Source organism: Rhabdaerophilum calidifontis (assembly GCF_008641065.1).
Lineage (GTDB): Bacteria > Pseudomonadota > Alphaproteobacteria > Rhizobiales > Beijerinckiaceae > Rhabdaerophilum > Rhabdaerophilum calidifontis.
This window is the reverse complement of sequence record NZ_VTRS01000001.1, coordinates 287,225-309,672: the sequence shown is the minus strand read 5'-3', so window position 1 is coordinate 309,672 and position 22,448 is coordinate 287,225. Positions and strand designations below refer to the sequence as shown.

The 22,448-nt window shown below is 68.3% G+C and carries 19 protein-coding genes; 8 read left to right on the top strand and 11 right to left on the bottom strand.

Going from position 1 to position 22,448, the window contains the following annotated elements; genetic code table 11:
* Positions 1 to 576: 576 nt before the first annotated feature.
* Complete coding sequence (locus tag FWJ24_RS01455; protein WP_166443542.1) at positions 577 to 1,401, bottom strand: DUF3108 domain-containing protein; 825 nt, start codon at positions 1,399 to 1,401, stop codon at positions 577 to 579.
* 210 nt (positions 1,402 to 1,611) lie between these two features.
* Between FWJ24_RS01455 and rpmB the strand changes: the two genes are divergently transcribed.
* Entirely contained in the window at positions 1,612 to 1,896 is a 285-nt protein-coding gene (gene rpmB, locus FWJ24_RS01450; RefSeq protein WP_150285995.1) for a 50S ribosomal protein L28, read from the top strand.
* 79 nt (positions 1,897 to 1,975) lie between these two features.
* Here the strand turns inward: rpmB and FWJ24_RS01445 are convergent, their stop codons facing one another.
* The 5 genes from FWJ24_RS01445 to FWJ24_RS01425 all read right to left on the bottom strand — a co-directional run bounded on the left by FWJ24_RS01445 (position 1,976) and on the right by FWJ24_RS01425 (position 7,620).
* Positions 1,976 to 2,821: a hypothetical protein gene (locus FWJ24_RS01445; RefSeq protein WP_150285994.1), complete on the bottom strand. Its 846-nt coding sequence runs from the start codon at positions 2,819 to 2,821 to the stop codon at positions 1,976 to 1,978.
* A gap of 177 nt (positions 2,822 to 2,998) precedes the next feature.
* Positions 2,999 to 4,018 (bottom strand): esterase-like activity of phytase family protein, encoded by a 1,020-nt coding sequence (locus FWJ24_RS01440; protein ID WP_246155527.1) that lies wholly within the window; start codon positions 4,016 to 4,018, stop codon positions 2,999 to 3,001.
* Between the two features lie 2 nt (positions 4,019 to 4,020).
* Complete coding sequence (cobT, locus tag FWJ24_RS01435; protein ID WP_150285992.1) at positions 4,021 to 5,955, bottom strand: cobaltochelatase subunit CobT; 1,935 nt, start codon at positions 5,953 to 5,955, stop codon at positions 4,021 to 4,023.
* A 3-nt stretch (positions 5,956 to 5,958) separates the two neighbouring features.
* Positions 5,959 to 6,966, bottom strand: a complete 1,008-nt coding sequence (cobS, locus tag FWJ24_RS01430) for a cobaltochelatase subunit CobS (protein ID WP_150285991.1) — start codon at positions 6,964 to 6,966, stop codon at positions 5,959 to 5,961.
* Between the two features lie 57 nt (positions 6,967 to 7,023).
* Positions 7,024 to 7,620 (bottom strand): J domain-containing protein, encoded by a 597-nt coding sequence (locus FWJ24_RS01425; protein ID WP_342788592.1) that lies wholly within the window; start codon positions 7,618 to 7,620, stop codon positions 7,024 to 7,026.
* A gap of 91 nt (positions 7,621 to 7,711) precedes the next feature.
* On the opposite strand from FWJ24_RS01425, the gene FWJ24_RS01420 reads away from it, so the two are divergent.
* Positions 7,712 to 8,002 (top strand): BolA family protein, encoded by a 291-nt coding sequence (locus FWJ24_RS01420; RefSeq protein WP_150285990.1) that lies wholly within the window; start codon positions 7,712 to 7,714, stop codon positions 8,000 to 8,002.
* Positions 8,003 to 8,098: 96 nt separating this feature from the next.
* Positions 8,099 to 9,400, top strand: a complete 1,302-nt coding sequence (locus tag FWJ24_RS01415; protein WP_150285989.1) for a hemolysin family protein — start codon at positions 8,099 to 8,101, stop codon at positions 9,398 to 9,400.
* A 3-nt stretch (positions 9,401 to 9,403) separates the two neighbouring features.
* On the opposite strand, the gene FWJ24_RS01410 is transcribed toward FWJ24_RS01415, so the two are convergent.
* The gene (locus FWJ24_RS01410; RefSeq protein ID WP_166443541.1) at positions 9,404 to 10,621 is read right to left on the bottom strand and encodes an MFS transporter; all 1,218 of its coding nucleotides are present in this window, start codon (positions 10,619 to 10,621) and stop codon (positions 9,404 to 9,406) included.
* 5 nt (positions 10,622 to 10,626) lie between these two features.
* The gene (locus tag FWJ24_RS01405; protein WP_150285987.1) at positions 10,627 to 11,793 is read right to left on the bottom strand and encodes an acetyl-CoA acetyltransferase; all 1,167 of its coding nucleotides are present in this window, start codon (positions 11,791 to 11,793) and stop codon (positions 10,627 to 10,629) included.
* A 296-nt stretch (positions 11,794 to 12,089) separates the two neighbouring features.
* Here FWJ24_RS01405 and FWJ24_RS01400 point away from each other — a divergent pair, with 296 nt between their 5' ends.
* A complete protein-coding gene (locus tag FWJ24_RS01400; protein WP_166443540.1) occupies positions 12,090 to 13,505 on the top strand; it encodes a D-alanyl-D-alanine carboxypeptidase family protein in 1,416 nt (471 codons plus the stop codon).
* Between the two features lie 19 nt (positions 13,506 to 13,524).
* On the top strand, positions 13,525 to 14,532 hold the full coding sequence (locus FWJ24_RS01395; protein WP_166443539.1) for a CobW family GTP-binding protein: 1,008 nt from the start codon (positions 13,525 to 13,527) through the stop codon (positions 14,530 to 14,532).
* Between the two features lie 11 nt (positions 14,533 to 14,543).
* Here the strand turns inward: FWJ24_RS01395 and FWJ24_RS01390 are convergent, their stop codons facing one another.
* Entirely contained in the window at positions 14,544 to 16,223 is a 1,680-nt protein-coding gene (locus FWJ24_RS01390; protein ID WP_150285984.1) for an AMP-binding protein, read from the bottom strand.
* 181 nt (positions 16,224 to 16,404) lie between these two features.
* Between FWJ24_RS01390 and FWJ24_RS01385 the strand changes: the two genes are divergently transcribed.
* Positions 16,405 to 17,412 (top strand): TerC family protein, encoded by a 1,008-nt coding sequence (locus FWJ24_RS01385; protein ID WP_150285983.1) that lies wholly within the window; start codon positions 16,405 to 16,407, stop codon positions 17,410 to 17,412.
* Positions 17,413 to 17,432: 20 nt separating this feature from the next.
* Here FWJ24_RS01385 and FWJ24_RS01380 read toward each other — a convergent pair whose 3' ends face one another.
* A complete protein-coding gene (locus FWJ24_RS01380) occupies positions 17,433 to 17,897 on the bottom strand; it encodes an Lrp/AsnC ligand binding domain-containing protein (protein WP_150285982.1) in 465 nt (154 codons plus the stop codon).
* 141 nt (positions 17,898 to 18,038) lie between these two features.
* On the opposite strand from FWJ24_RS01380, the gene putA reads away from it, so the two are divergent.
* The gene (gene putA, locus FWJ24_RS01375) at positions 18,039 to 21,128 is read left to right on the top strand and encodes a bifunctional proline dehydrogenase/L-glutamate gamma-semialdehyde dehydrogenase PutA (RefSeq protein WP_150285981.1); all 3,090 of its coding nucleotides are present in this window, start codon (positions 18,039 to 18,041) and stop codon (positions 21,126 to 21,128) included.
* Positions 21,129 to 21,196: 68 nt separating this feature from the next.
* Positions 21,197 to 22,024, top strand: coding sequence for a hypothetical protein (locus FWJ24_RS01370; protein WP_150285980.1), 828 nt, complete (start codon positions 21,197 to 21,199; stop codon positions 22,022 to 22,024).
* A gap of 23 nt (positions 22,025 to 22,047) precedes the next feature.
* Here the strand turns inward: FWJ24_RS01370 and FWJ24_RS01365 are convergent, their stop codons facing one another.
* The gene (locus FWJ24_RS01365; RefSeq protein ID WP_150285979.1) at positions 22,048 to 22,437 is read right to left on the bottom strand and encodes a F0F1 ATP synthase subunit epsilon; all 390 of its coding nucleotides are present in this window, start codon (positions 22,435 to 22,437) and stop codon (positions 22,048 to 22,050) included.
* Between the last annotated feature and the right edge of the window lie 11 nt (positions 22,438 to 22,448).

The following is a 22,448-nucleotide window of genomic DNA, read 5'->3' as shown; positions in this document are numbered from 1 at the left end:
GCCGGCGATCGGCAACCGGATTCCCGCCGCAGCGCCTCGATTCCCCGGAATTGGTGCCAATCCGGCACAGACGGGCCGAGCGAATCGCCAGATGCTGAAAGCTTCCGAACAGCCTGCGAACGAATCCGGCCCGAATCGCTGACTCGGGTCGAGTCTTGCTTTGTTCACGCACAAGATATGGCGAAGCATAACCGTCGCTCCGCGACATGTTGTTGAATCTCTCGACTCAGCATTGCGAATCGCCCTGCCCGCTCGACTCCCGTGCCGAGTCGAGCGGAGATCGCCGTCAAGACGATTCTTCCGGGAATCATGGTTAATACTTCGATAGCCCGTCTCCCCCTGCGGACAGGCGCCCGCGTTAAGATTTGGCCCATTCTTGGAACGGAACCGGCACGAATCGGGCGTCGCTGATTCGCCTCGCGCACCAATCCGGTCCTCTGGCGCCGAAACCGGGCTGCAACGCGCCGAAACCCGCATTCTGCGCGCAGAACGCGCATGCGGAGCCGGCGACGGAATTTCTAGAAAAAGCGCGACGCCCGTTAACCGCCCGGTCCCGTTCCGGGACAGGCAATCGCCTCAGCCGGGATTGAACCGCGTTGCCTCGATGATCGTGGTGCCGATCATCGTCCGCACCGAGATCCGATAGGGCAGCAGCAGGCGGCCGCTCTTCACCGGCGCGAGCCAGGCCTGCATGTCGCGGTTCTCGATCATGAACTTCGTCACGCGGCGGTTCGGCCTGTGCCCGGCCACGGGCACGTAGCGCGCCGCGCAGACAAGAACCGGACCGGAATAGCCGCCCTCGCTCTCGACCTGCTGCGTTCCGGCATAGGACAGAACAATATCGAAGCGCTGGCTGCCGTCGAAGACCGGCAGGCGCCGCTCGCAATTGGCCTTGTCGAGCGGATCGACGGCCTTCGACGGCATGACCAGCGCGCTGACCGGATCAAGCACACCGTTCCTGTGCGCGGGCCGCACCGGCACGCGGTCATCCTTCTGGTCGAAAGGTGGCTCGATCACCACGCTGCGGACGGAGCCACCGCTCGCCACGATCTGCACCGAGCGCTGATCGGTGCCGTTGCTGGCGGAGAACGAAAACCCGTTGGTCAGCACCGTGCCCCCGCCGATCTGACCGCGCGCAGCCGCCGACCCCTGCCCGCGCGAGACCGCACCGACGAGCCCCGTCAGCGCGGAGCTGACATTGAGCGTGTAGGACGAGCCGGACAATTGACCGCTGATCGCCGCCTTGCCGATCGTCAGCCCGGCCAGCGTGATCGTATATTGCGCCTCGACATTCTGGCCGAGGGCCGGCGCAACGCCGAACAGCAGCGCCGCGAGCCCCGCCACTGCGCTGCCGGGAACGCGCCCGGCCCGCACCCATCGTGCACTCTCTGCCGCCGCCAAGGCCGAGCTCCCCTGTTGATCCGCGATCTAGTTGTGAATCCGTGGCCGATTCGTGGCAAGCTTCGAAACGTCGCGCCCGCGCGGGGAGGTTGACCGCCCAGGCCGCTTCGATTATAGGCGGCGCTTCGGTTTTCACCCAGTTCGAAGGCTTGCCTCCGGGCTGCTCGGACCCCGCATCCGGCGGCGGCCCGGTTTGAAAGGTTTCGTGTCATGTCCCGTGTTTGCGAGCTCACTGGCAAGGGCGTGCTGGTTGGCCACAAGGTCAGCCATTCCAACCGCAAGACGAAGCGGCGCTTCCTGCCGAATCTGGTCAATGTGACGCTCACCTCGGATGCGCTAAACCGCGCCGTCAAGCTGCGCGTCTCGGCCAACGGGCTGCGCTCGGTCGAGCATCGCGGCGGGCTCGATGCCTTTCTTCTTAAGGCGGATGCGGCGGATCTCTCGCCGACGGCGCGCGACTTGAAACGCGACATCGAGAAGAAGCTCAGCGCCTGAGGCGCCCGCCTCACGAACCCGGTTTCGCGGCCGCCCCATCGGGCGGCCGTTTGCTTTGCGGACCGCCCCGTCCAGGGGCTCAATTGGGCGCGCAGGCGCTCGCGAAATCGAGCAGCGCCTTCAGGTTGCCGGGCAGCCCTTTTGACGCGGCATAGGCGCCGATCCGCTGTTCGAGATTGGCGGCCGTGAAGGGCCGTTGCGGCTGGAAGCCGCGCGAATCCGGCACGATGACCACGATCATCTGCTTCGGCCCGGTATCGAGCTGCAGCGCCTCGCCATAGGTCGCCGGCGGACGCGGCGCACCGAGCAGGCGCATGTTGAGCGCGACGGAGCCTTCGCCGAGATTGTCGGGCGGGCCGGCATCGGCGATGATCGCCGCCACATCGACGCCGGTCTCCGGGTTGCGTACCGCGACGAGATCGCCGATTCGCGCCCCGAACTGCCGCAGCGGATTGGCGCCACCGGGCAGCACGATCGTCGGGATCTGGCTCTGATCGACCTGGTCGGCCGCCTCGCACTCGCCGCGCTCGGCCGGCGCAAGGCCGTTCTTAAGCGTCGTCAGCGAGCCGAGATACCCGGCATGCGGGCCGGAGCGGAACACGCAGGGGATGCTCCGGCCGCCCTCGCTCCGGGCCGCGATCACGTTCTGCCAGCGGATCGTCACGCCCGGCGGCTCCACCCAGTTCCGGTCGCGGAACGCGGCGAACGCCGCGCGCGCCTCGCCGCAGCCGAGGCGCCGGCCGGCCATATCGCGCACGGAGACGCCGTTGCAGATATTGTTGATCGCCTTGACCCGCCCGCGCAGATCGTCCGGGTGATAGGAGATAGGCGCGCCGTCGGTGTTTACCCGCAGGCCGGCGCGGAAGGCGATGAGGCTCATCGGCTGGCCGTCACTGCGCCCGATCAGATGAACCCGCTCCCGCATTCGCGGGCTCTCGAAAAGATCAACATCGGCAACCTGACATTGCTGCGCGACAGCAATACCAGAAAAACAACAGATTGCTGAAACAAGCAGAGTTCTCACAGCCGACCCCGCTGTTCGAAACCTTTAAGAGAACTTAACAGAAGCGCAGTTGCCTCGCAAGCCGTTCCGCCGCCCGGCTCATTCCTGAAGCGCGAAGCGCAGCAGCAAGGTCCGCTGGAGGATCGAGAAATTGTTGTCCGAGACGATGGTGAGGATCGTCCGGCCCTCGGCATCGCGATGCGCCGCGAGCGCCTCCATATTGTCGATCTGCACCCCGCCATCGGCCTCGATCAGGATCTCGCCGTCGAGCCGCGCGCCGGGCCGGATGGCGGCGAGCGCGATGCGGCGGATGCGCAGGCCGAGCCCGAGAATGGGCACGAAGCGCCGCTCCAGCACGAGGAGATCGCCATCCGGCAGGAAGGCGATGTCGGTCACGTCGTAATCGCCGATCCGCCGCAGGCTCACGCGCCCCCCGCCCGGACCGAGGATGAAGCCGACATGATCCGCCATCCGCCAGCGCGCCGGCGCGCGCTCCGCGAAGGCGAGGAGCTGGCCCGCCTGCGCCGCGCGCGGCGGCAGAACCGCCAGCGCCTCGATGCCGCGATTGCCCTCGAGATCGCGGAACGCCGCCGGCACCTCGATCACCCGGCCGCGGCCGGGCATTCCCCCCGCCGGCAGCTCGAAGCGGAGGATGTCATGCGCCCTCTCGGTGGCGACAAAGAGCGTGTTCCCCTGCCAGGCGAGCGCCTCGGTGTCGAAATGGCGCGTGCGCTTCAGCGGTGTGCCGACCGGGCCGAGAATCGGCGCGATCCGCGCCTCCGCGATCGCCGCGGGCGCACCGTCGCGCGCAACGATCCGCCCGGTGATCCAATGCGCCTGATCGGTCACGGCGATGAAGCGCTCGCCGTCGCGCGCGATCCGAAGGCTCGAAATGCCGCCGAAATCCGGGTCGTGCGCGCGCAATTCGAGCCCGCCGAGAAACGTGAGCCGCCCGAAGACACGCCGGTCCGGCTCGCCGATCACGAAGCCCTTGAGCGGATAGGCGATGATCTCCAGCGCGCGCGGGGCGGCGCGGTCGAGCGCCGCCGCCGGGGCGGCAAGCGCGGCGGACCAGGCCAGGAGCCCGGCGAGCAGGGCCCGCCGGCGGAGACTGCCCATGCTCACCGGCCGGCTCCGGCGCGGCGGCGCGGCCCTTCCGGCGCCGGCGCGGCGCGCGGCGCCTCCTCGAACAATTCGGCGAGCTTCTCGGTCATCACCCCGCCGAGTTCCTCGGCATCGACGATCGTCACCGCGCGGCGATAATAGCGCGTCACGTCGTGGCCGATGCCGATGGCGATCAGCTCCACCGGCGAGCGCGTCTCGATCTCCTCAATCACCTGCCGGAGATGCTTTTCGAGAAAATTGCCGGAATTCACCGAAAGCGTCGTGTCATCGACCGGGGCGCCATCGGAGATCATCATCAGGACGCGGCGCTGCTCGCGCCGGGCGAGCAGGCGCTGATGCGCCCAGGCGAGCGCCTCGCCATCGATATTCTCCTTGAGCAGCCCTTCGCGCATCATCAGCCCGAGATTGCGCCGGGCGCGGCGCCAGGGCGCATCCGCGCTCTTGTAGATCACGTGGCGGAGATCGTTGAGGCGGCCGGGGCTGGCGGGCTTGCCGGATTGCAGCCATAGTTCGCGGCTCTGCCCGCCCTTCCAGGCGCGGGTCGTGAAGCCGAGGATCTCGACCTTCACCCCGCAGCGTTCGAGCGTGCGGGCGAGGATGTCGGCGCAGGTGGCGGCGACCGTGATCGGCCGGCCGCGCATCGAGCCGGAATTGTCGATCAGCAGCGTCACCACCGTGTCGCGGAAATTCGTGTCCTTCTCGCGCTTGAACGAGAGCGGCGCGAAGGTGCCGCGGAGATCGTCGATCACCACGCGGGTGAGCCGCGCCGGATCGAGCATGCCTTCCTCAAGATCGAATTCCCAGGCGCGGCTCTGCTGGGCGAGCAGGCGCCGCTGAAGCCGGTTCGCGAGGCGGCCGACGACGTTGTGGAGATTGGCGAGCTGCTTGTCGAGATAGGCGCGGAGCCGGTCGAGCTCTTCGGCATCGCAGAGATCCTCGGCCGCGATCGTCTCGTCGAACCTGGTCGTGTAGGCCTTGTAGGCGGAGAGATCGCGCTGGGCGTCGCGCGCGCTCGGCGGCCGGCTCGCCTCGGCGGGCTCCTCGGCATCGACCATCTCGCTGTCATCGGGGTCCTCGCCCGGCGGCGCGTCGGCCGCCTCCTGCGCGCCCTCGCTCATGTCGTCGGAGAGTGCATCGGTCTCCTCGAGATCGAATCCCTCATTCTCTTCGGCTTCGCCGCTCTCCCCGTCGGGATTGTCCTGCTCGCCATCCTGGTCGTCGGCCTCGTCCTCGCCCGTCTCGTCGTCCCCTGCGAGATCCTCGCCCTCGATCATGCCGAGATCGAGGAGCAGCTTCTGGACGATCTTCGCGAAGGCCTGCTGATCCTCGATGCTGCCGGCCAGGGTGTCGAGCGTCGGGCCGGCCTTCCCCTCCAGTTCCGTGCGCCAGAGGCCGAGCAGCTTCCGGCAGGCAGCCGGGGTTTCGCGACCGGTCAGCCGCTCGCGCACCAGCAGCGCCACCGCCTCCTCCATCGGGGCATTGGCGATATCGCTGACCTGGGCGAGGTTGGCGCGCTGAAAACGCTCGTCGAGCATGGTGTCGATATTGTCGGCAACGCCGATCATCCGGTTCGAGCCGATCGCATCGCAGCGCGCCTGCTCGACCGCCTCGAAGATCTTGCGGGCATCGAGCCCCTCCGGCTGGAGCCGGCGATGCAGCTTCTCGTCATGGCAGGCGAGCTTCAGCGCGTAGGAATCGGCATGCCCGCGCAGGATGGCGATATCCCGCGCACTCGGCCGCCGCGGCGGCTCCGGCAGGCGGGCCCGCACGACATCGCCGGCATCGACGAGGCTCGGCCGGTCGGCCGCGAACTGGACCTCGATCTCCTCCTTGCCGGCCATGGCGCGCAGCGCGCCGGCAACCGCCTTCTTGAACGGCTCGACGGGCGATGCCTCGGGCTGGCCCGGTTTGCGGTTGGAAAGCGCGGTCATGCCTCAGCTCAGCGCGACATTGACCGTCGATTCCTTCAACTCCACCCCGAACGAGCGCTGGTAGAATTCCGCCACGAGGCTGCGCTCGAGTTCGTCGCATTTGTTGAGGAAGGTAAGGCGGAAGGCCATGCCGATATCCCCGAAGATCGCCGCGTTTTCCGCCCAGGTGATGCAGGTGCGGGGGCTCATCACGGTGGAAAGCTCGCCGTTGATGAAGGCGTTGCGCGTCAGATCCGCCACCCGCACCATGCGGTTGACGATGTCACGCCCCTCCTTGCCCTTGTAATGCTTGGCCTTGGCAAGAACGATATCGACCTCCTTGTCGTGCGGGAGGTAGTTGAGCACCGTGACGATCGACCAGCGGTCCATCTGCGCCTGGTTGATCTGCTGCGTGCCGTGATAGAGCCCGGAGGTATCGCCAAGCCCGACCGTGTTGGCGGTCGCGAACAGGCGGAAGGCCGCATGCGGCCGGATGACGCGGGACTGGTCGAGCAGCGTCAGCCGCCCCGAACTCTCCAGCACGCGCTGGATGACGAACATCACGTCCGGCCGGCCGGCATCGTATTCGTCGAACACGAGCGCGACATTGCGCTGATAGGCCCAGGGCAGGATGCCGTCCCGGAATTCGGTGATCTGCTTGCCGTCCTTGAGGACGATGGCGTCCTTGCCGACGAGATCGATCCGGCTCACATGGCTGTCGAGATTGACGCGCACGCAGGGCCAGTTGAGCCGCGCCGCGACCTGCTCGATGTGGGTGGATTTGCCGGTGCCGTGATAGCCGGTTACCATGACGCGGCGGTTATGCGCGAAGCCGGCGAGGATCGCGAGTGTCGTATCGCGGTCGAACAGGTAATCCGGGTCGAGATCGGGCACGGCATCGGTCCGCGCCCTGTAGCCCGGCACGCGCATGTCGGAATCGATCCCGAATGCATCGCGAACGGAGACGGTGGTATCCGGCTCGCCGCCGGTTCCATCGGCGGCCAGGGTCTCGGCAAGCGCAGTCACAGACATTCATCACCCAAGGCCGCCGCGTGTTCGGAACGGCCTTCCTTTCGCAAACGGGCCGGATCAGGCAAGGCCCTCGGATTTGAGATAATTATAGGCGTCGATGATCGCACGCAATTTGTCTTCTCGCGAGCGGTCCCCCTCGTTGAGGTCCGGGTGCAGCCGTTTCGCGAGGTCCTTGAAGCGGCGCCGGATGGTGGCGCGGTCGGCGTTCTCGTCGAGCCCAAGGGCTTCGAGCGCCTTGAGCGCAAGCTTGCCGACGCGGCGGCGCGGCTCTCCGGCCGCCGCGCGGGCCTTGCGCAGCCTCTCGAGCCGGGCACGCAGCAGCGTTGCGGCATCGAGCTTGGATTCGGGGCCGGGCCCGCCATTGACCCCGACCGTCCAGGTCGGGCGGTGGCCGGTCAGCGCATCCTTCTGGTAGTTCTGCACCGCGCCTTCGCTCATGCCGGCGAAGTAATTGTAGCTCTGGTTGTATTCCCGCACGTGATCGAGGCAGAAGCGGAAGAACTCGCCCTCATGGACACGCCCCTTCGGTGCGCGGAACTCGCCCTTGCGCGCGCAACCGGGATGCTCGCAGCGCGGACCTTCTTCCGCGCGCGGCTCATCCGCGACAGGCTTCGACCGCACCTTGTCGAAAAGCGGCGAGTTGAGATTCATCATCGACCGAGTTTAGGTTCCGCGCCAAGGGCAGGGCAAGCGCTTTCCGGCGCGCCCGGCTTGCCGATATGGCAGGTTCCCGCAGGAGGACAAGATGACCGAAGATCCCAGCGCACCGCCGGCCGGCACCCGGATCGAGCGCATCCGCGCCGCCCTCGCCGCGCTCGACCCCGTCGAACTCGCGGTGATCGACGAGAGCGAGCGCCATCGCGGCCATGCCGGCTGGCGCGAGAGCGGCGAAACGCATTACCGGGTCCAGATCCGCGCCCGCGCGCTGTCGGGGCTCGGCCGCGTCGCCTGCCATCGCCGGATCAACGCGCTGCTGGCGCCGGAATTCGAAACCGGCCTCCACGCGCTCGCGATCGAGGCCGCCGGGGCGGATTGAGGCGGGCAGCGTGCCGCATGCTGGACTTTTGCGCCCCGGCATGGTGAAACCCGCTCGGGCCTCGGAAAGGGCCTCTCCGGGTTTCCTGCCGCTTTCATGCTTGCCGTCGAACTCCTCGTTGTTCTCGGGCTGACCCTCCTCAACGGCTTTTTCGCGATGTCGGAAATGGCGGTCGTGTCCTCGCGGCGCGCCAGGCTCGAAACCATGGCGGAGGCCGGGCATTCCGGCGCGGCGAAGGCGTCGGAACTCGCGGCCGATCCCTCGCGCTTCCTGTCCTCGGTGCAGATCGGCATCACGCTCGTCGGCATCGTCGCCGGCGCCTTCGGCACCGCGACGCTCGGCCAGAAACTCGCCGAATATCTCGCGGGGCTCGCCTTCATCGCGGGCTATGCCGAGCCGATCGGCTACGGCATCGTGGTGATCGGCATCACCTTCCTCCAGCTTGTCCTCGGCGAACTCGTGCCGAAGCGGATCGCGCTCGCCAATCCGGAACGGGTGGCGGCGAAGGTCGCGCGGCCGCTGGCCTTCATCGGCGATGTCGGTCGACCCATCGTCAATCTGCTCGGCTTCTCGAGCGCCATGATCCTGACCCTGCTGCGCGTGCCGCAGACGCGCGACCAGAGCGTGACCGAGGAAGAGGTCGAGACCATCCTTCAGGAGGGCACCAGATCGGGCGTGATCGACCCCGCCGAACGCGAGATCGTGCGCGAGGTGATCGGCCTCGCCGACCGGCCGGTCTCGGATATCATGACCCGGCGTACCGAGGTCTACTGGATCGACGTCTCGGATGATCCCAAGGTCGTGCGCGCCGAATTGCGGCAATGCCCGTTCAGCCGCGTCGTCGTCGCCAAGGGCGGCTCGATCGACGAGCCGCTCGGCTATGTCCACAAGAAGGACCTGTTCGATCTCACGCTCGAGGGAAAGCCGCTCGACATCGAGCGCAATGTCCGTGAGCCGCTCTTCGTGCCGGAGGTCTCCTCGGTGCTCGACGTGCTGGAACTGTTCCGCGAGAAGCGCAACCATTTCGCCTTCGTGCTCGACGAATTCGGCACCTTCGAAGGCGTCCTGACCCTCACCGACGTGCTCGAGGCGATCACCGGCGACATTCCGGAGGAGCACGAGGTCGCGAGCCCGCGCATGATCCATCCTCGCCAGGACGGCTCGTTCCTCGTCGATGGCCGCACCGAGATCGGCGAACTCGAGGAGGAACTCGGCATCGAGGTTCCTTCCGACGCGCGGTTCCGCACCGTCGCCGGCCTCGCGCTCGAGGTCTTCGGCCGCATCCCCACCGAGGGCGACAGCGCCGAACTCGCCCCCTGGACGATCGAGATCATGGATATGGACGGGCGGCGGATCGACAAGCTGCTCTTCCGCCGCCTCGATCAGACCGTCACCTGAGGATCAGCGCCCTGCGGGGCGCGCCGGGGCCCAGGCATAGACGAGCGCGCAGAAAACGAGCAGCGCCCCGAAGGCGAGATGCAACGCAGCATAGGTCGCGCCCGGATCGAACCCGGCCCCGCGCATCCCCGCGATCGCGTGGCCCGAAGCGAGCTGCGCGAGCCCCGTGCCGCCGATCGAGACGAAATTGACGAAGGTCACCCCCCGCCCGATGACATGTGCAGGCATGAACAGCCGCGCATGGGCGATCAGCACCGCATAGCTGACGCCGAAGAGCCCGGCGAGCATCACCAGAACCAGCGCGCCGGCCAGGGGCGCCTCCCGCCACAGGCCAAGCCCGAGAAAGGCGAGACCGCAGAGGAAATTGGCCCAGAACACCACGGCCTTGGCATTGTCGAGCAGCCGCGCCGCCGGGCCGGCGAGCAGGGCCGAGGCGGTCATCGCCACCGCGAGCGCCAGCGCCGCGTTGCCGCGCTCGATCGGCCCGAGCCCGTGGACCTCGCCGAAGAACGGGCCGACCCAGAGCGCGCGCTCGGTAAAGACCGGCGCCGAGATCGCGAAGCTCATGACGAGGATCGGCCAGAACAGCGGCAGGCGCAGAAGCGCGAGGAGATCGCCCACCAGCGAACCACCTCCCGCCCCCGTCTCGCGCGGCGGATCGCGCATTGCGATCCAGACCGCGAAGGCGGAGGCCAGCGTCGCCAGCGCGACAAGCGCCATCGCCGCGCGCCAGCCGATCGCCTGGACCAGGGCCGCCATCGGCGTCGCCGCGATCAGGCTGCCGACAAGCCCGCAGCTCAGGAACAGGCTTCCGAGCATCGCGAACCGCGCCGGCGCCTCGGTGCGGGCGAGGAAATAGAGCGCCCCCATCAGGATCGGCGCGCAGCCGATGCCGATCAGCGCCATCGCAACCAGCGCCAGATGATGCGTTCCGGCCAGCGCGAACAGCAGCGCGCCGGCAACCGCCACCAGCATCAGCGCCGCCATGGTGCGGCGCGGCCCGAGCCGGTCGAGCGCCATGCCGACCGGGAATTGCGACAGCGCGAAGGCCAGGAACCAGGCCGCGCCGAGCGCCGCGAATTCCTTCGGCCCGATGCCAAGGTCGCGCGCGAGATCGTCGACCACCACCGTCAGGAACGAGCGATAAAATTGGCTCAGCACATAGCCCGAGGCCGCCGCCGCAAAGGCGGCGCGGCGACGGCCAATGGAGAACGCATCCACGGGCGTCAGCGGATCCGCTCGAGGATCGAGACGTAATTCGCCACCGCCGCACCGCCCATGTTGAAGATGCCGCCGAGTTCGGCCCCCGCGATCTGCATGCCCTCCGGCGCCGCGCCGCAGAGCTGCATCGCCGTCAGCGCATGCATGGAAACGCCGGTCGCGCCGATCGGGTGCCCCTTGGCCTTCAGCCCGCCGGACGGATTGACCGGCAGCCGGCCGCCCTTCTCGGTCCAGCCCTCGTGGATCGCGCGGGCGCCCTCGCCGGGGCCGGTGAGCCCCATGGCCTCGTATTCGATCAGCTCGGCGATGGTGAAGCAATCATGCGTCTCAACGAAGGAAAGATCGGTGATCGCGAGCTTCGCCTTGGTGAGCGCCTGCCGCCAGGCATTCTGGCAGCCCTCGAAGGCAAGGATGTCGCGCTTCGACATCGGCAGGAAATCCTGCGCATGCGCAAGGCTGCGCAGGAGCACGGCACGCTCGGCCTGCATGGCAGTCTCGACATCGGCGAGCACGATCGCCGCCGCGCCGTCGGAAACCAGCGAGCAATCCGTGCGCTTCAGCGGCCCGGCGACGAAGGGGTTCTTGTCGCTCTCGGTGCGGCAGAACTCGTAGCCGAGATCCTTGCGCATCTGCGCGTAAGGATTGGCGACGCCGTTGCGGTGGTTCTTGGCCGCGATCTTCGCCAAAGCGTCGGATTGATCGCCGTAGCGCTGGAAATAGGCGCCGGCGATCTTGCCGAAAACGCCCGCGAACCCGCCTGCCGTATCGCCCTCCTCCGGAAGATAGGACGCCTTGAGCAGGTTCGCGCCGATTTCCGGCCCCGGAATCCGCGTCATCTGCTCGACGCCGACGACGAGAACGACCCGTGCGGCGCGCGCCGCAATCGCCTTCGCGCCCTGGTGCACGGCGGCGGAGCCGGTGGCACAGGCGTTTTCCACCCGGGTGGTGGGCTTGAAGCGCAGCCCCGGATCGGCCTGGAGGATCAGCGAGGCGGTGAAATCCTGCGGCGAGAAGCCGGCGTTGAAATGCCCGAGATAGATTTCGTCCACATCCTCTGCCGCGATCCTCGCATGCGCGAGCGCGTCGCGCGCGACCGCGACGATCATCTCCTCGAGGCTTTCCTCCTTCTTCCCGAAACTTGTATGCGCCCAGCCGATGATCGCGGCACTCATGGTCTCGCTCCCTGCAAAGATCGTTTCTGACGTCCCGCTGCCCGTGACATCCTCGGCCTTGCGGCCATGGAATGTTCAATGTTTAACATTCAATGCCCCAGCCGGCAATGCAGACGGTGGACCAGCCCCGCGCCGAAGAAAAGGCCTCGGCCGAACGATCGCCACATTTGAATGGCGGAAGCGGGGAATCAGGCTCCGGCCCTTCCCAATCCCGCACCGGGAGGCTACGAAACAGATCGGCCTGTCCGATTGAATCGGCCCGCCCGTCGGGCGGCCCTTCCGAAAAGGCGAAACCCGTGCTCCATCGCGCTCCGCAAAGCCTGCTCGCGCTTCTCGGCCTGATGGTCGGCGCGCTTCCGCTCCGTGCCGATCCGATGGTGCCGACCGTGATCGTCGATGCGCTTTCGGGCGAGGTGCTGCAAGCCGAGGAGGCGACGCGGCCCTGGTACCCCGCCTCGACGACCAAGCTGATGACGGCCTATGTCGCGCTGCGCGCGGTTGCCCGCGGGCAGATCAAGCTCGAAACGCCGATCGTCGTCTCGGCCGCCGCCGCCCGCCAGCCGCCGAGCAAGATCGGCGTCAAGCCGGGGCAGGAGATCACGCTCGAGAACGCGCTCAAGATCATCATGGTCAAATCCGCGAACGACATCTCGACCGTGATCGCGGAAGGGATCGGCGGCTCGACGGCGGGGTTCTCGGCGATGATGAACACCGAGGCCCGGCGGCTCGGCATGCGCGAAAGCCATTTCGTCAATCCGCACGGCCTGCACCAGCCCGAACACGTGTCTTCCGCCCGCGACATGGCAATCCTCGCCCGGGCATTGCTGATCGAGTTTCCCGAATACCGCGACCTGTTCGGCATCGGCGCGGTGCAGCTCGGCAACCGCAAGTTCCAGAACACCAACGGGCTGATCGGCCGCTATTCCGGCGCCATGGGCATGAAGACCGGTTTCGTCTGCGCCTCCGGCTTCAACCTCGTCTCGGCCGCCGAGCGCAACGGCCGGATCCTGATCGCGGTGGTATTCGGCGCCTCATCCGCCGCCGACCGCACGCTGAAGGCCGCCCAGCTCCTCGATCAGGGATTCGCCGGCGGCGGCTTTTTCGGCGGGAGCGGGAGCGGGGGCGGCGGCCGCACACTCGAATCGCTCACGGCCAGCGTCGAGACCAGCGCGCCGAACCGCCGCGCCGAGATCTGCGGCCGGCGCGGCGCGCCGGCAAGCGAGGAGGATGCCGGCGGCGCGATCTTCATCTCCCAGACCTCGAATTCGGACCGGCCGGATTCCCTGATGAGCTTCGCGAGCCCGGGCCTCGCCTCCACCGTCGGCCAGCGCGCCGGCGGGCGCGTCTCGCTCGGCCCGCGCGAGCAGCTCGCGGCCATCCCCGTCTATCTCGGCCCCAAGCCGGGCTCGACCGAAATCGCCCGCCGCCCCGGCGGCGCCCCCGCCGGGGCCACGCTTCAGGCTGCGGCGCCGGAGCCCCGGCGGAAGGCGAGCGGCGCGCCGCTCGCTCTCGGCGCCATCGGGCGCGCCACCGCGCCGGCAGCCGCCCGCCCCGCGGCTGCGGCCTCGCTCCAGCAGCGCGCCCGCGCTCTCCCCGCTCAGGGCGATGCTCGCCCCGCGCCCGGCCCGGCACCGAAGGCCGAGGCCGCGCGCAAGCAAGAGACGGCCAGAAAGAAGCGCGCGCCGGCCGGGAATTCCGCGCCGCGCTCCTGAACCGTCCCGGATCCACCCGATGGCCGAATCCGAGCCTGATCCGCTGACGCCGATCCCGCTCGTGGTGCTGACGGGCTTCCTCGGCGCCGGGAAGACGACGCGGCTCAACGCCTGGCTGCGCGACGCCGCGCTCGCGGATACACTCGTCGTCATCAATGAATTCGGCGAAGTGGGGCTCGACCACCTGCTGGTGGAAGCGGCACCGGAGGATGTGGTGCTGATGGCGGCGGGCTGCCTGTGCTGCACCGTGCGCGGCGACCTCGTCGCGACGCTCGAGGATCTGCTGCGCCGCCGCGACAATCGCCGCATCCGCTTCTTCCGGCGGCTGCTGATCGAGACCACCGGCCTCGCCGATCCGCTGCCGATCCTGCAGGCGGTGCTCCAGCACCCCTATCTCTCGAAGCGCTTCGCCATCGCCGGGCTGGTGACGCTGGTCGATGCCGTATCGGGCGCGACGACCATCGCCGCGCATCCCGAGGCCCGCCGTCAGGTGGCGCTGGCGGATGCATTGCTGCTGACCAAGACCGATCTCGCTGATCCGGCCGGGCTCGCCATGCTGAAGGCGGATATCCGGGCGCTGAACCCGATCGTGACGCCGCAGGACGACAATGAGAGGCCGTTTCCCGCCGATGCGCTGTTCGCGCCGCGCTTCTCGGCCGCGCGGACGGAGGATATCGCCTCCTGGCTCGGCACCGGCGAGGAGGCCGCGCATCAGGCCGGCGCGATCGCCAGCCTGACGCTGACCGCCGGGAATCCGGTACCGGAGGGCGCGCTCACCGTATTCCGCGAAGCGATGCGGATGCTGCACGGCCCGCGCCTGCTGCGCATGAAGGGGATCGTCGCGCTGGCCGAGGATCCGGAACATCCGGTGGCGATCCACCAGGTGCAATCGGTCGTCCATCCGCCGCTGCGGCTGCCGCGCTGGCCCTCGCGGGATCGGCGCACGCGCATCGTCTGCATCACTCAGGACATCGCGCCGGGAACCATCGAGGGGTTCTGGACAGCGCTTGTCGGGCGTGGCGGCTAGGTTCTGTACCGTCAGGCGCCGCTTTCGCTGAAGCGATCGCGCAGCGTGCGCCGAATGATCTTGCCGGTCGTAGTCAGCGGCATCTCGTCGATGAAATGCACCTCGCGCGGATATTCATGCGCCGAGAGCCGCTCGCGGACATGGCGGCGGATCGATTCCGCCAGCGCCTCGCCGGGCGCGAAGCCGGGCTTCAGCGTCACGAAGGCGGTGACGATCTCGGTGCGCAGCGGGTCCGGCTTGCCAACCACCGCCGCCAGCGCCACCGCCTCGTGCTTGATCAGGCAATCCTCGATCTCGACCGGGCCGATCCGGTAACCCGACGAGGTGATCACGTCGTCATCGCGCCCGACAAAACCGATATAGCCCTCCGGATCGCACATGCCTTGATCGCCGGTCGTCATCCAATCGCCGATGAATTTCTCCGCCGTCGCCTCCGGTCGGTTCCAGTAGCCGAGGAACATCACCGGATCGGGCCGGCGGATCGCGATCTGCCCGCGCTCGCCGAGCGCGCATTCGCTGCCATCCGGCCGGATCACCGCCACGCGATGCCCCGGCACCGGCCGGCCGATCATGCCCGGCCGCGCCACGCCCATCGCCGCGGAGGAGGACAGGACGAGGTTGCACTCGGTCTGGCCATAGAACTCGTTGATCGGGAGGCCGAGCGCCTCGCGCCCCCATTCGAAGGTCGGCGTGCCGAGCGCCTCGCCGCCGGAGGCGAGCGAACGCAGCGGCATGCCGTAGCGCCTCGCAGGGTCCTCCACGTTGCGCATCAGCCGCAGGCCGGTCGGCGGGATGAAGGCGTTGCGCACCGAAACCCGCGCCATCATCGCGAAGGCGGCCTCGGGATCGAATTTCTGGAACGGCCAGGCGACAACCGGCACGCCGAAGAACAGCCCCGGCAGCAGCACGTTGAGCAGGCCGCCGGCCCAGGCCCAATCCGCCGGGGTCCAGATCCGGTCGTCGGGCTGCGGCAGGAAATCATGGTGCATCTCGACACCGGGCAGATGCCCCGCGAGCACGCGATGGCCATGCAGCGCGCCCTTCGGCTGCCCGGTCGTGCCGGACGTGTAGATCATCAGCGCCGGGGCGTCGCCGGTGCAGGCCCGCGTCTCGAACCGCTCGGGCATGCCTTCGAGGAAGCGGTCATAGCCCAGCGCATCGCCATCCGCGCCGTCGATGGAGATCACCCGCTCCAGCGCCGGCACCGCGCCGGGAAAGGCGCGGAGCTTCGCGAGCCCGCCGGAATCGGTGATCAGCAGCCGCGCGCCGGAATCCTGGAGCCGATAGCCGATCGCCTCGGCACCGAACAGCGCCGCGAGCGGCAGCGCCACGGCGCCGAGCTTGTAGATCGCCATATGCGCCACCGGGACGTGCCGTCCCTGCGGAAGCAGGATCGCCACCCGGTCGCCGCGCCTAATCCCCGCCCTTTCGAGCGCATGCGCCAGCCGGTCGGCCTCCGCGCGCAGCGCACCGAAGGTCAGAACCGAGACCGAGAAATCCGCCGCCAGCGCGAGAATTGCCGGCCGGCCGGGTTCCGCGGCCGCATGGCGGTCGCAGCAGAAGGCAGCGATGTTGAACGCCGCAAGATCCGGCCAGCGGAACCGGGCCAGAACCGTTTCATACGATGCAGGCGCACCCAGCAGCGGGCCGAGGCCCCGCGCATCCCGCTCGGCACTCGTCTTCGACGCCATCGCGATCTCCTCGCCTGCCTGTTTAGGAAAAAGCGTTCCGGACGGCAATCGCCCTGGCAGAAGGGGGTTGACAACACGCCCGCCGCCCTTATTTGACCGCCTCGGTTACCGGGCCCCTCTGGTGCGATCACCGATCGCGCGATGTCGGAACCATGGTTCTGGGCTCATTACGGTAACGGTCATGCTCGATCTGCTCACGCTTGTCTTCCTTGGGAAGCCCCTGTGGATGTGGGGGGCGTTCCTCGCCATCATCCTTGCCCTGCTGGTCTTCGATCTCGGCCTGCTGAACCGCGGCGACGCGGAACTCGGCGTGGCGAAGAGCCTCTGGCTTTCCGCCTTCTATATCTGCATCGCGCTGGCCTTCGGCGGCTATATCTGGTGGGCCTACGAGACCGGACGGCTGGTGACCGAAGACGGAAGTCATGCCGGCATCGCCTATTTCACCGGCTTCTTCATCGAGAAGGCGCTGTCGATCGACAATGTCTTCGTGATTTCGCTGATCTTCTCCTTCTTCGCCATCCCGCCGCGCTACCAATATCGCGCGCTGGTCTGGGGCATCCTCGCCGTGATCGTGCTGCGCGGCGTGATGATCGCCGCCGGCGCGGCCCTGGTTCAGCAATATTCCTGGGTGCTTTATCTCTTCGGCGCCTTCCTTGTCGCGACCGGGATCAAGATGCTCGTCGTGCCCGAAAGCGACCCCGATGTGGCGAAGAACCCCGTCGTGCGCTTCCTCCGCAATCGGATGCGCGTCACGGAGGAGCTGCACGGCCAGAAATTCTTCGTCCGCAAGCCGGACCCCGCTACCGGCCGGCGCGTGGCCTTCGCCACGCCGCTCTTCCTGGCGCTGGTCGTCATCAATATCGCCGACCTGATCTTCGCGGTCGATTCGGTTCCGGCGATCTTCGCCATCACCACGGATACCTTCATCGTCTACACGGCGAACATCATGGCGATCCTCGGCCTGCGCGCGCTCTATTTCGCGCTCTCCGCCATGGTGCATCGCTTCCATTACCTGAAATACGCGCTGGCGCTGATCCTTGTCTTCATCGGGCTGAAGATCTTCTGGAACGAGCTGGTCGGCAAACTGAACCCCGCCATTTCGCTCGGGGTCACCCTGGCGCTGATCCTCGGCGGCATCCTCTATTCCCTGTGGAAGACCCGCGCCGTTTCCGTCACCCGGCACGGCTGAGGCCCGAGGCCGGGCGGCGCTCAGAGCGGCAGCGCCAGCTCGGCCTTCACCTCCTCCATCACCGCGTAGGAGCGCGATTCCCGCACGCCGGGCAGGGCGAGGATCGTCTGGGTGAGGAGGTTGCGATAGGCTTCCATGTCCTTGACACGCGTCTTGATCAGATAATCGAATCCCCCCGCGACGAGATGGCATTCAAGGATCTCGCGACTCGCCCGCACCGCGACCGCGAATTTCGCGAAGACATCCGGCGTGGTCTTGTCGAGCGTCACCTCGACGAACACGAGGAGGGCCCGGTCGAGCAGCGCGGGGTCGAGTTCGGCGTGATAGCCCCGGATATAGCCGTCGCGCGTCAGGCGCTTGACGCGCTCGGTCGTGGCGGTCGGCGAGAGCCCCACCGTCTCCGCCAGCGCGACCGTCGAGAGCCGGCCGTCGCGCTGGAGCGCCCGCAGGATCTTGAGATCGGCCCGGTCCAGGATCACACTCATTTCGACGCCTCCGGCACTATCGCTGCAATAAACCGCATGAATGGGGATTTTCGCTATATATGAACCAATTTTGCCGTTGAAACAACTGTCAAACAACCGTTAGGCTTTGGTAACTCCAGTCAATCGCGAGGAAACGCGCCGATGCCCGAGAGTGCCGCCCCGCCATCGCCGATCCCGCCCTTCCGCGCGCCCTATGCACCGGACGACGAAACGCTTGCCGCGACCCTGCTGGCCGAAGCCGCGCTGCCGCCGGAGACGGAGCGCGCGATCGATGCCCGCGCACGCGCGCTGATCGGCGCCATCCGTGCCGGCACCGGTGGAATCGGCGGCATCGAGCAGATCCTCCAGGAATATGCGCTCTCGACCAAGGAGGGGCTGGCGCTGATGGTGCTGGCCGAGGCGCTGCTGCGCGTGCCGGACAGCCTCACCGCCGACAAGCTGATCGAGGACAAGCTTGGCCAGGGCGATTTCACGCATCATGAGCCGAAATCCGACGCCTTGCTGATCAATGCCTCGGCCTGGGCGCTCGGCATCGGCGCACGCATCATCCAGCCGGGCGAGACGCCGGACGGCATCCTGGCCGCGCTCGCCAAGCGGATCGGCCTGCCGACGATCCGCACCGCCGCGCGGCAGGCGATGAAGGTGATGGGCAACCATTTCGTGCTCGGCCAGACGATCGACGAAGCGCTAAGCCGCGCCGGCACCGGGCGCAATTACCGCTATTCCTTCGATATGCTCGGCGAGGGCGCCCGCACCGCCGAGGACGCGCGGCGCTATTTCGCAAGCTACGCCGACGCCATCCGCCATATCGCCGCGCGGGCCGGCAACCGGCCGCTGCCGGATCGTCCCGGCATCTCGGTCAAGCTCTCGGCGCTGCATCCGCGCTACGAAGCGGTCAACCGCGCTGCTGTTCTGGCGGAACTCGTACCGCAGATCGCGGAACTCGCGGCCATGGCGAAGGCGAGCGATCTCAACCTGACGATCGATGCCGAGGAGGCCGACCGGCTCGAACTCTCGCTCGACATCTTCGCCGAACTGACCCGCGATCCGGCGCTTGCCGGCTGGGATGGGCTCGGTCTCGCCGTACAGGCCTACCAGAAGCGCGCACGCGCCGTGATCGCCTGGCTCGACGGCCTCGCCGCCGCGACGGGCCGTCGCCTCATGGTTCGCCTCGTCAAGGGCGCTTATTGGGACAGCGAGGTGAAGCGCGCGCAGGAGCGGGGGCTCGACGACTTTCCCGTCTTTACCCGCAAGGCGATGACCGACCTGAATTACCTTGCCTGCGCGCAGGCGCTGCTCGCCGCGCGGCCGCGCCTTTTCCCGCAATTCGCGACCCACAACGCCCTCACCGTCGCGACGATCGGCGCGATGGCCGGCACGGGCGAAGGTTACGAGTTCCAACGCCTGCACGGCATGGGCGAGGCGCTCTATGACGCGGTGCTGAAGGCGGACCCCGAAACCGCATGCCGGGTCTACGCCCCGGTTGGCGGACATCGCGACCTGCTCGCCTATCTGGTGCGGCGCCTGCTCGAGAATGGCGCCAATTCCTCCTTCGTCCACGAGGCTGCCGACCCTGCCGTGCCGGTCGAGCGGCTGCTCGCGCGGCCGGCGGCGATCATCGGCGACGCGCGCCGCGCCCGCCATCGCGGTATCCGGCGCCCCGCCCTGCTCTACGGCGCGGAGCGCATCAACAGCCGGGGCGTCGAGCTCGGCCATGCCGAATCCCTCGCGGCGCTCGTCGCCTCGCGTGATTTTGCACCATATCGCGCCGTGAGCATCGTCGAGGGCGCGGCCGTGCCGGGACCGGAAACGGAAATCCGCTCGCCCATCGACGGGGCGATCATCGGCCATGCCGCGATCGCCGGCGCCGAAACCGCCGCCGCCGCCATGAGCGTCGCCCTTGCCGGGTTCCGGCGCTGGGGCGCGACGCCGGTCGCGATCCGCGCCGGCGCGCTGCGCCGCGCAGCCGATCTCCTCGAGGAGCATCGCGGCCGGCTTCTTGCCCTGCTTCAGGCCGAGGCGGGCAAGACCATCGACGACGCTCTCGCCGAGCACCGCGAGGCGGTGGATTTCCTGCGCTACTATGCCGGCGAGGCCGAGCGGCTTTTCACGGCCCCCCTCACACTGCCCGGTCCGACCGGCGAGGAGAACCGCCTGCTCTACCGGCCGCGCGGCGTCTTCGTGGCGATCGCGCCGTGGAATTTCCCGCTGGCAATCTTCCTCGGCCAGATCGCGGCGGCCCTGGCCGCCGGCAATGCCGTGCTCGCCAAGTCCGCGGAGCAGACCCCGCTGATCGGGCATTTCGCGGTTTCGCTCCTCCACCGCGCCGGGATCCCCGCCGATGCGCTCAATCTCGTGCTCGGCGACGGCGCGATCGGCGCGGCCCTGGTCGGCGATCCGCGCGTGGCGGGCGTCGTCTTCACCGGCTCGACCGAAACCGCGCGCCGGATCAATCGCGCGCTTGCCGCCAAGGACGGCCCGATCGTGCCGCTGATCGCCGAGACGGGCGGCATCAACGCCATGATCGTCGACGCCACCGCCCTGCCGGAACAGGTGGCGGACGATGTCGTGGTCTCGGCCTTCCGCTCGGCCGGGCAGCGCTGTTCGGCATTGCGGCTGCTCTGCGTGCAGGAGGATGTCGCGGATCATGTCATCGCGATGATCGTCGGCGCCGCGCGCGAACTCCGCCTCGGAGATCCGCGCGATGTCGCCACGCATATCGGCCCGGTGATCGATGCCGAGGCCAAGGCGCGGCTCGACGCGCATATCGCCCGGATGCGGCGGGAGGCGCGCGTCCATTACGCCGGAACGGCTCCTGCAGGGCTTTATGTCGCGCCGCATATCTTCGAGATCGCGCGGCCGGAGGATCTCGCCGAGGAGGTTTTCGGCCCCATCCTGCATGTGCTGCGCTATCGCGCCGGGGCGCTGGACGCGCTCATCGCCGCCATCGACCGCTCCGGCTACGGCCTCACGCTCGGCCTGCATTCGCGCATCGACAGCGAGATCGAGCGCGTCACCGCCGCGCTTGCAACCGGCAACATCTATGTCAACCGCAACATGATCGGCGCGGTCGTCGGCGTGCAGCCCTTCGGCGGGCACGGCCTCTCCGGCACCGGGCCCAAGGCCGGGGGGCCGAACTATCTCCTCCGCTTCGCCACCGAGCAGGTGGTGACGGTGAACACCGCCGCCGCCGGCGGCAATGCGAGCCTGATGGCGCTCGCGGAGGAATGATCGCCGCCTGATGCGCGCCGGCCCGCCCTTCGCTACAAGAGCGGAGACAAGACGCGGGCGGAAGCGGAATGCGCGGGGGAAAGGCATTGCTGGGCCTGGTGACGCTCGTCGCGTTTGGCGGCATCGCGGGCGCACAGGCCCCGCGCGCGGCCCTGCCGGCAGCGCTCGCGCCGCCCTCCGCGGCAGCGCCGGGCTGGTCGCTGTCGCTGGCCCTGGTCCCCGGCTGGTCCTCGAATCCCGAGGAAGCACCCGGCCGCCGCAAGGGCGACGCCTTTCTCGGCCTCGAGGCCGGCCTCTCGCGCAGCTGGCAGCTCCGCGCGGGCACCAGCCTCACCCTCACCGGCGCGGCCATGTCGGAACTTTACCGGGAAACGCCGCGCGCGGGGTTCAACCGGGCGCTCGCGGGCATCAGCCTCGGGCAGGCGCTCTGGGGCGGCACGCTGACGCTCGGCGCCGGCGCCCGCACGACGCTGAACCAGCGCCTCACCGCCCATGACAGCGCCAGCCAGAACCTGAGCCTCGGCTTCTCGCGCTCCTTCGGGCTCGGCAGCGGGTTGACACTCATCCCGAGCCTCGGCCTGTCGCGCCGTTTCTACCAGAATGGCTCGAAGAACGATTGGGGCGCGCGCGCCAGTCTCGCACTGGTGCATCGCCGCGGGCCGCTCAGCCTGCGAATCGGCGGCGGAATCGGCTGGCTGCTGGAGGACAATACGCCGATCCTGCCCCGGATCCGCGATCGATCCTTCACCCTCTCCGCCGGCCTGGCCTATGAATGGGCGCCGGGCCGCGAACTCAGCCTGCGGACGAGTTTCACACGCGGCTTCTCGTCCTATGCGCCGAACCGCTATCGGGCGCTGACGCTGGCGCCGCAGGCCGCCGCGACCTTGCGGTTCTGAGGCGCGGCGAGAAAGAAGCCGGATCAGTGACGCAGCGCGGCGAGCATCGCCTTGAGGCCCTCGGCCTTCTCGGCGAGGCGCGCCCGCGCCTCGTCGGACTTGGCGTCGCGCAGATCTTCCTCGACATCCTTGAGATCCGCCGTGACCCGCCCGGCATCGATCTCCTCGACCGCCACCGCCTGCTCGGCAAGCAGGGTCAGCCCGCCGGCGCCGACATCGACGAACCCGCCGCGGACGAAGAGCCGCTTCGCGCCGTTGACCGTCACCACACCGGACCGCAGCGCCGACATGAAGGGCGCGTGATGCGCGAGAACGGTCATGTCGCCTTCGGCGGCGGGAACGACCACCGAGGTGACATCACCCGAGAACAGCACGCGCTCCGGGGAGACCAGTTCGAAGGAGAAGGTTGCCATGGAGGAATGCC

What these genes read in the sequence shown, in the direction of transcription:
- rpmB (WP_150285995.1), top strand. Translation starts at nt 1,612, where the DNA reads ATGTCCCGTGTTTGCGAGCTCACTGGCAAGGGCGTGCTGGTTGGCCAC.
- FWJ24_RS01445 (WP_150285994.1), bottom strand. Translation starts at nt 2,821, where the DNA reads ATGCGGGAGCGGGTTCATCTGATCGGGCGCAGTGACGGCCAGCCGATG.
- FWJ24_RS01440 (WP_246155527.1), bottom strand. Translation starts at nt 4,018, where the DNA reads ATGGGCAGTCTCCGCCGGCGGGCCCTGCTCGCCGGGCTCCTGGCCTGG.
- cobT (WP_150285992.1), bottom strand. Translation starts at nt 5,955, where the DNA reads ATGACCGCGCTTTCCAACCGCAAACCGGGCCAGCCCGAGGCATCGCCC.
- cobS (WP_150285991.1), bottom strand. Translation starts at nt 6,966, where the DNA reads ATGTCTGTGACTGCGCTTGCCGAGACCCTGGCCGCCGATGGAACCGGC.
- FWJ24_RS01425 (WP_342788592.1), bottom strand. Translation starts at nt 7,620, where the DNA reads ATGATGAATCTCAACTCGCCGCTTTTCGACAAGGTGCGGTCGAAGCCT.
- FWJ24_RS01420 (WP_150285990.1), top strand. Translation starts at nt 7,712, where the DNA reads ATGACCGAAGATCCCAGCGCACCGCCGGCCGGCACCCGGATCGAGCGC.
- FWJ24_RS01415 (WP_150285989.1), top strand. Translation starts at nt 8,099, where the DNA reads ATGCTTGCCGTCGAACTCCTCGTTGTTCTCGGGCTGACCCTCCTCAAC.
- FWJ24_RS01405 (WP_150285987.1), bottom strand. Translation starts at nt 11,793, where the DNA reads ATGAGTGCCGCGATCATCGGCTGGGCGCATACAAGTTTCGGGAAGAAG.
- FWJ24_RS01395 (WP_166443539.1), top strand. Translation starts at nt 13,525, where the DNA reads ATGGCCGAATCCGAGCCTGATCCGCTGACGCCGATCCCGCTCGTGGTG.
- FWJ24_RS01390 (WP_150285984.1), bottom strand. Translation starts at nt 16,223, where the DNA reads ATGGCGTCGAAGACGAGTGCCGAGCGGGATGCGCGGGGCCTCGGCCCG.
- FWJ24_RS01385 (WP_150285983.1), top strand. Translation starts at nt 16,405, where the DNA reads ATGCTCGATCTGCTCACGCTTGTCTTCCTTGGGAAGCCCCTGTGGATG.
- FWJ24_RS01380 (WP_150285982.1), bottom strand. Translation starts at nt 17,897, where the DNA reads ATGAGTGTGATCCTGGACCGGGCCGATCTCAAGATCCTGCGGGCGCTC.
- putA (WP_150285981.1), top strand. Translation starts at nt 18,039, where the DNA reads ATGCCCGAGAGTGCCGCCCCGCCATCGCCGATCCCGCCCTTCCGCGCG.
- FWJ24_RS01370 (WP_150285980.1), top strand. Translation starts at nt 21,197, where the DNA reads ATGCGCGGGGGAAAGGCATTGCTGGGCCTGGTGACGCTCGTCGCGTTT.
- FWJ24_RS01365 (WP_150285979.1), bottom strand. Translation starts at nt 22,437, where the DNA reads ATGGCAACCTTCTCCTTCGAACTGGTCTCCCCGGAGCGCGTGCTGTTC.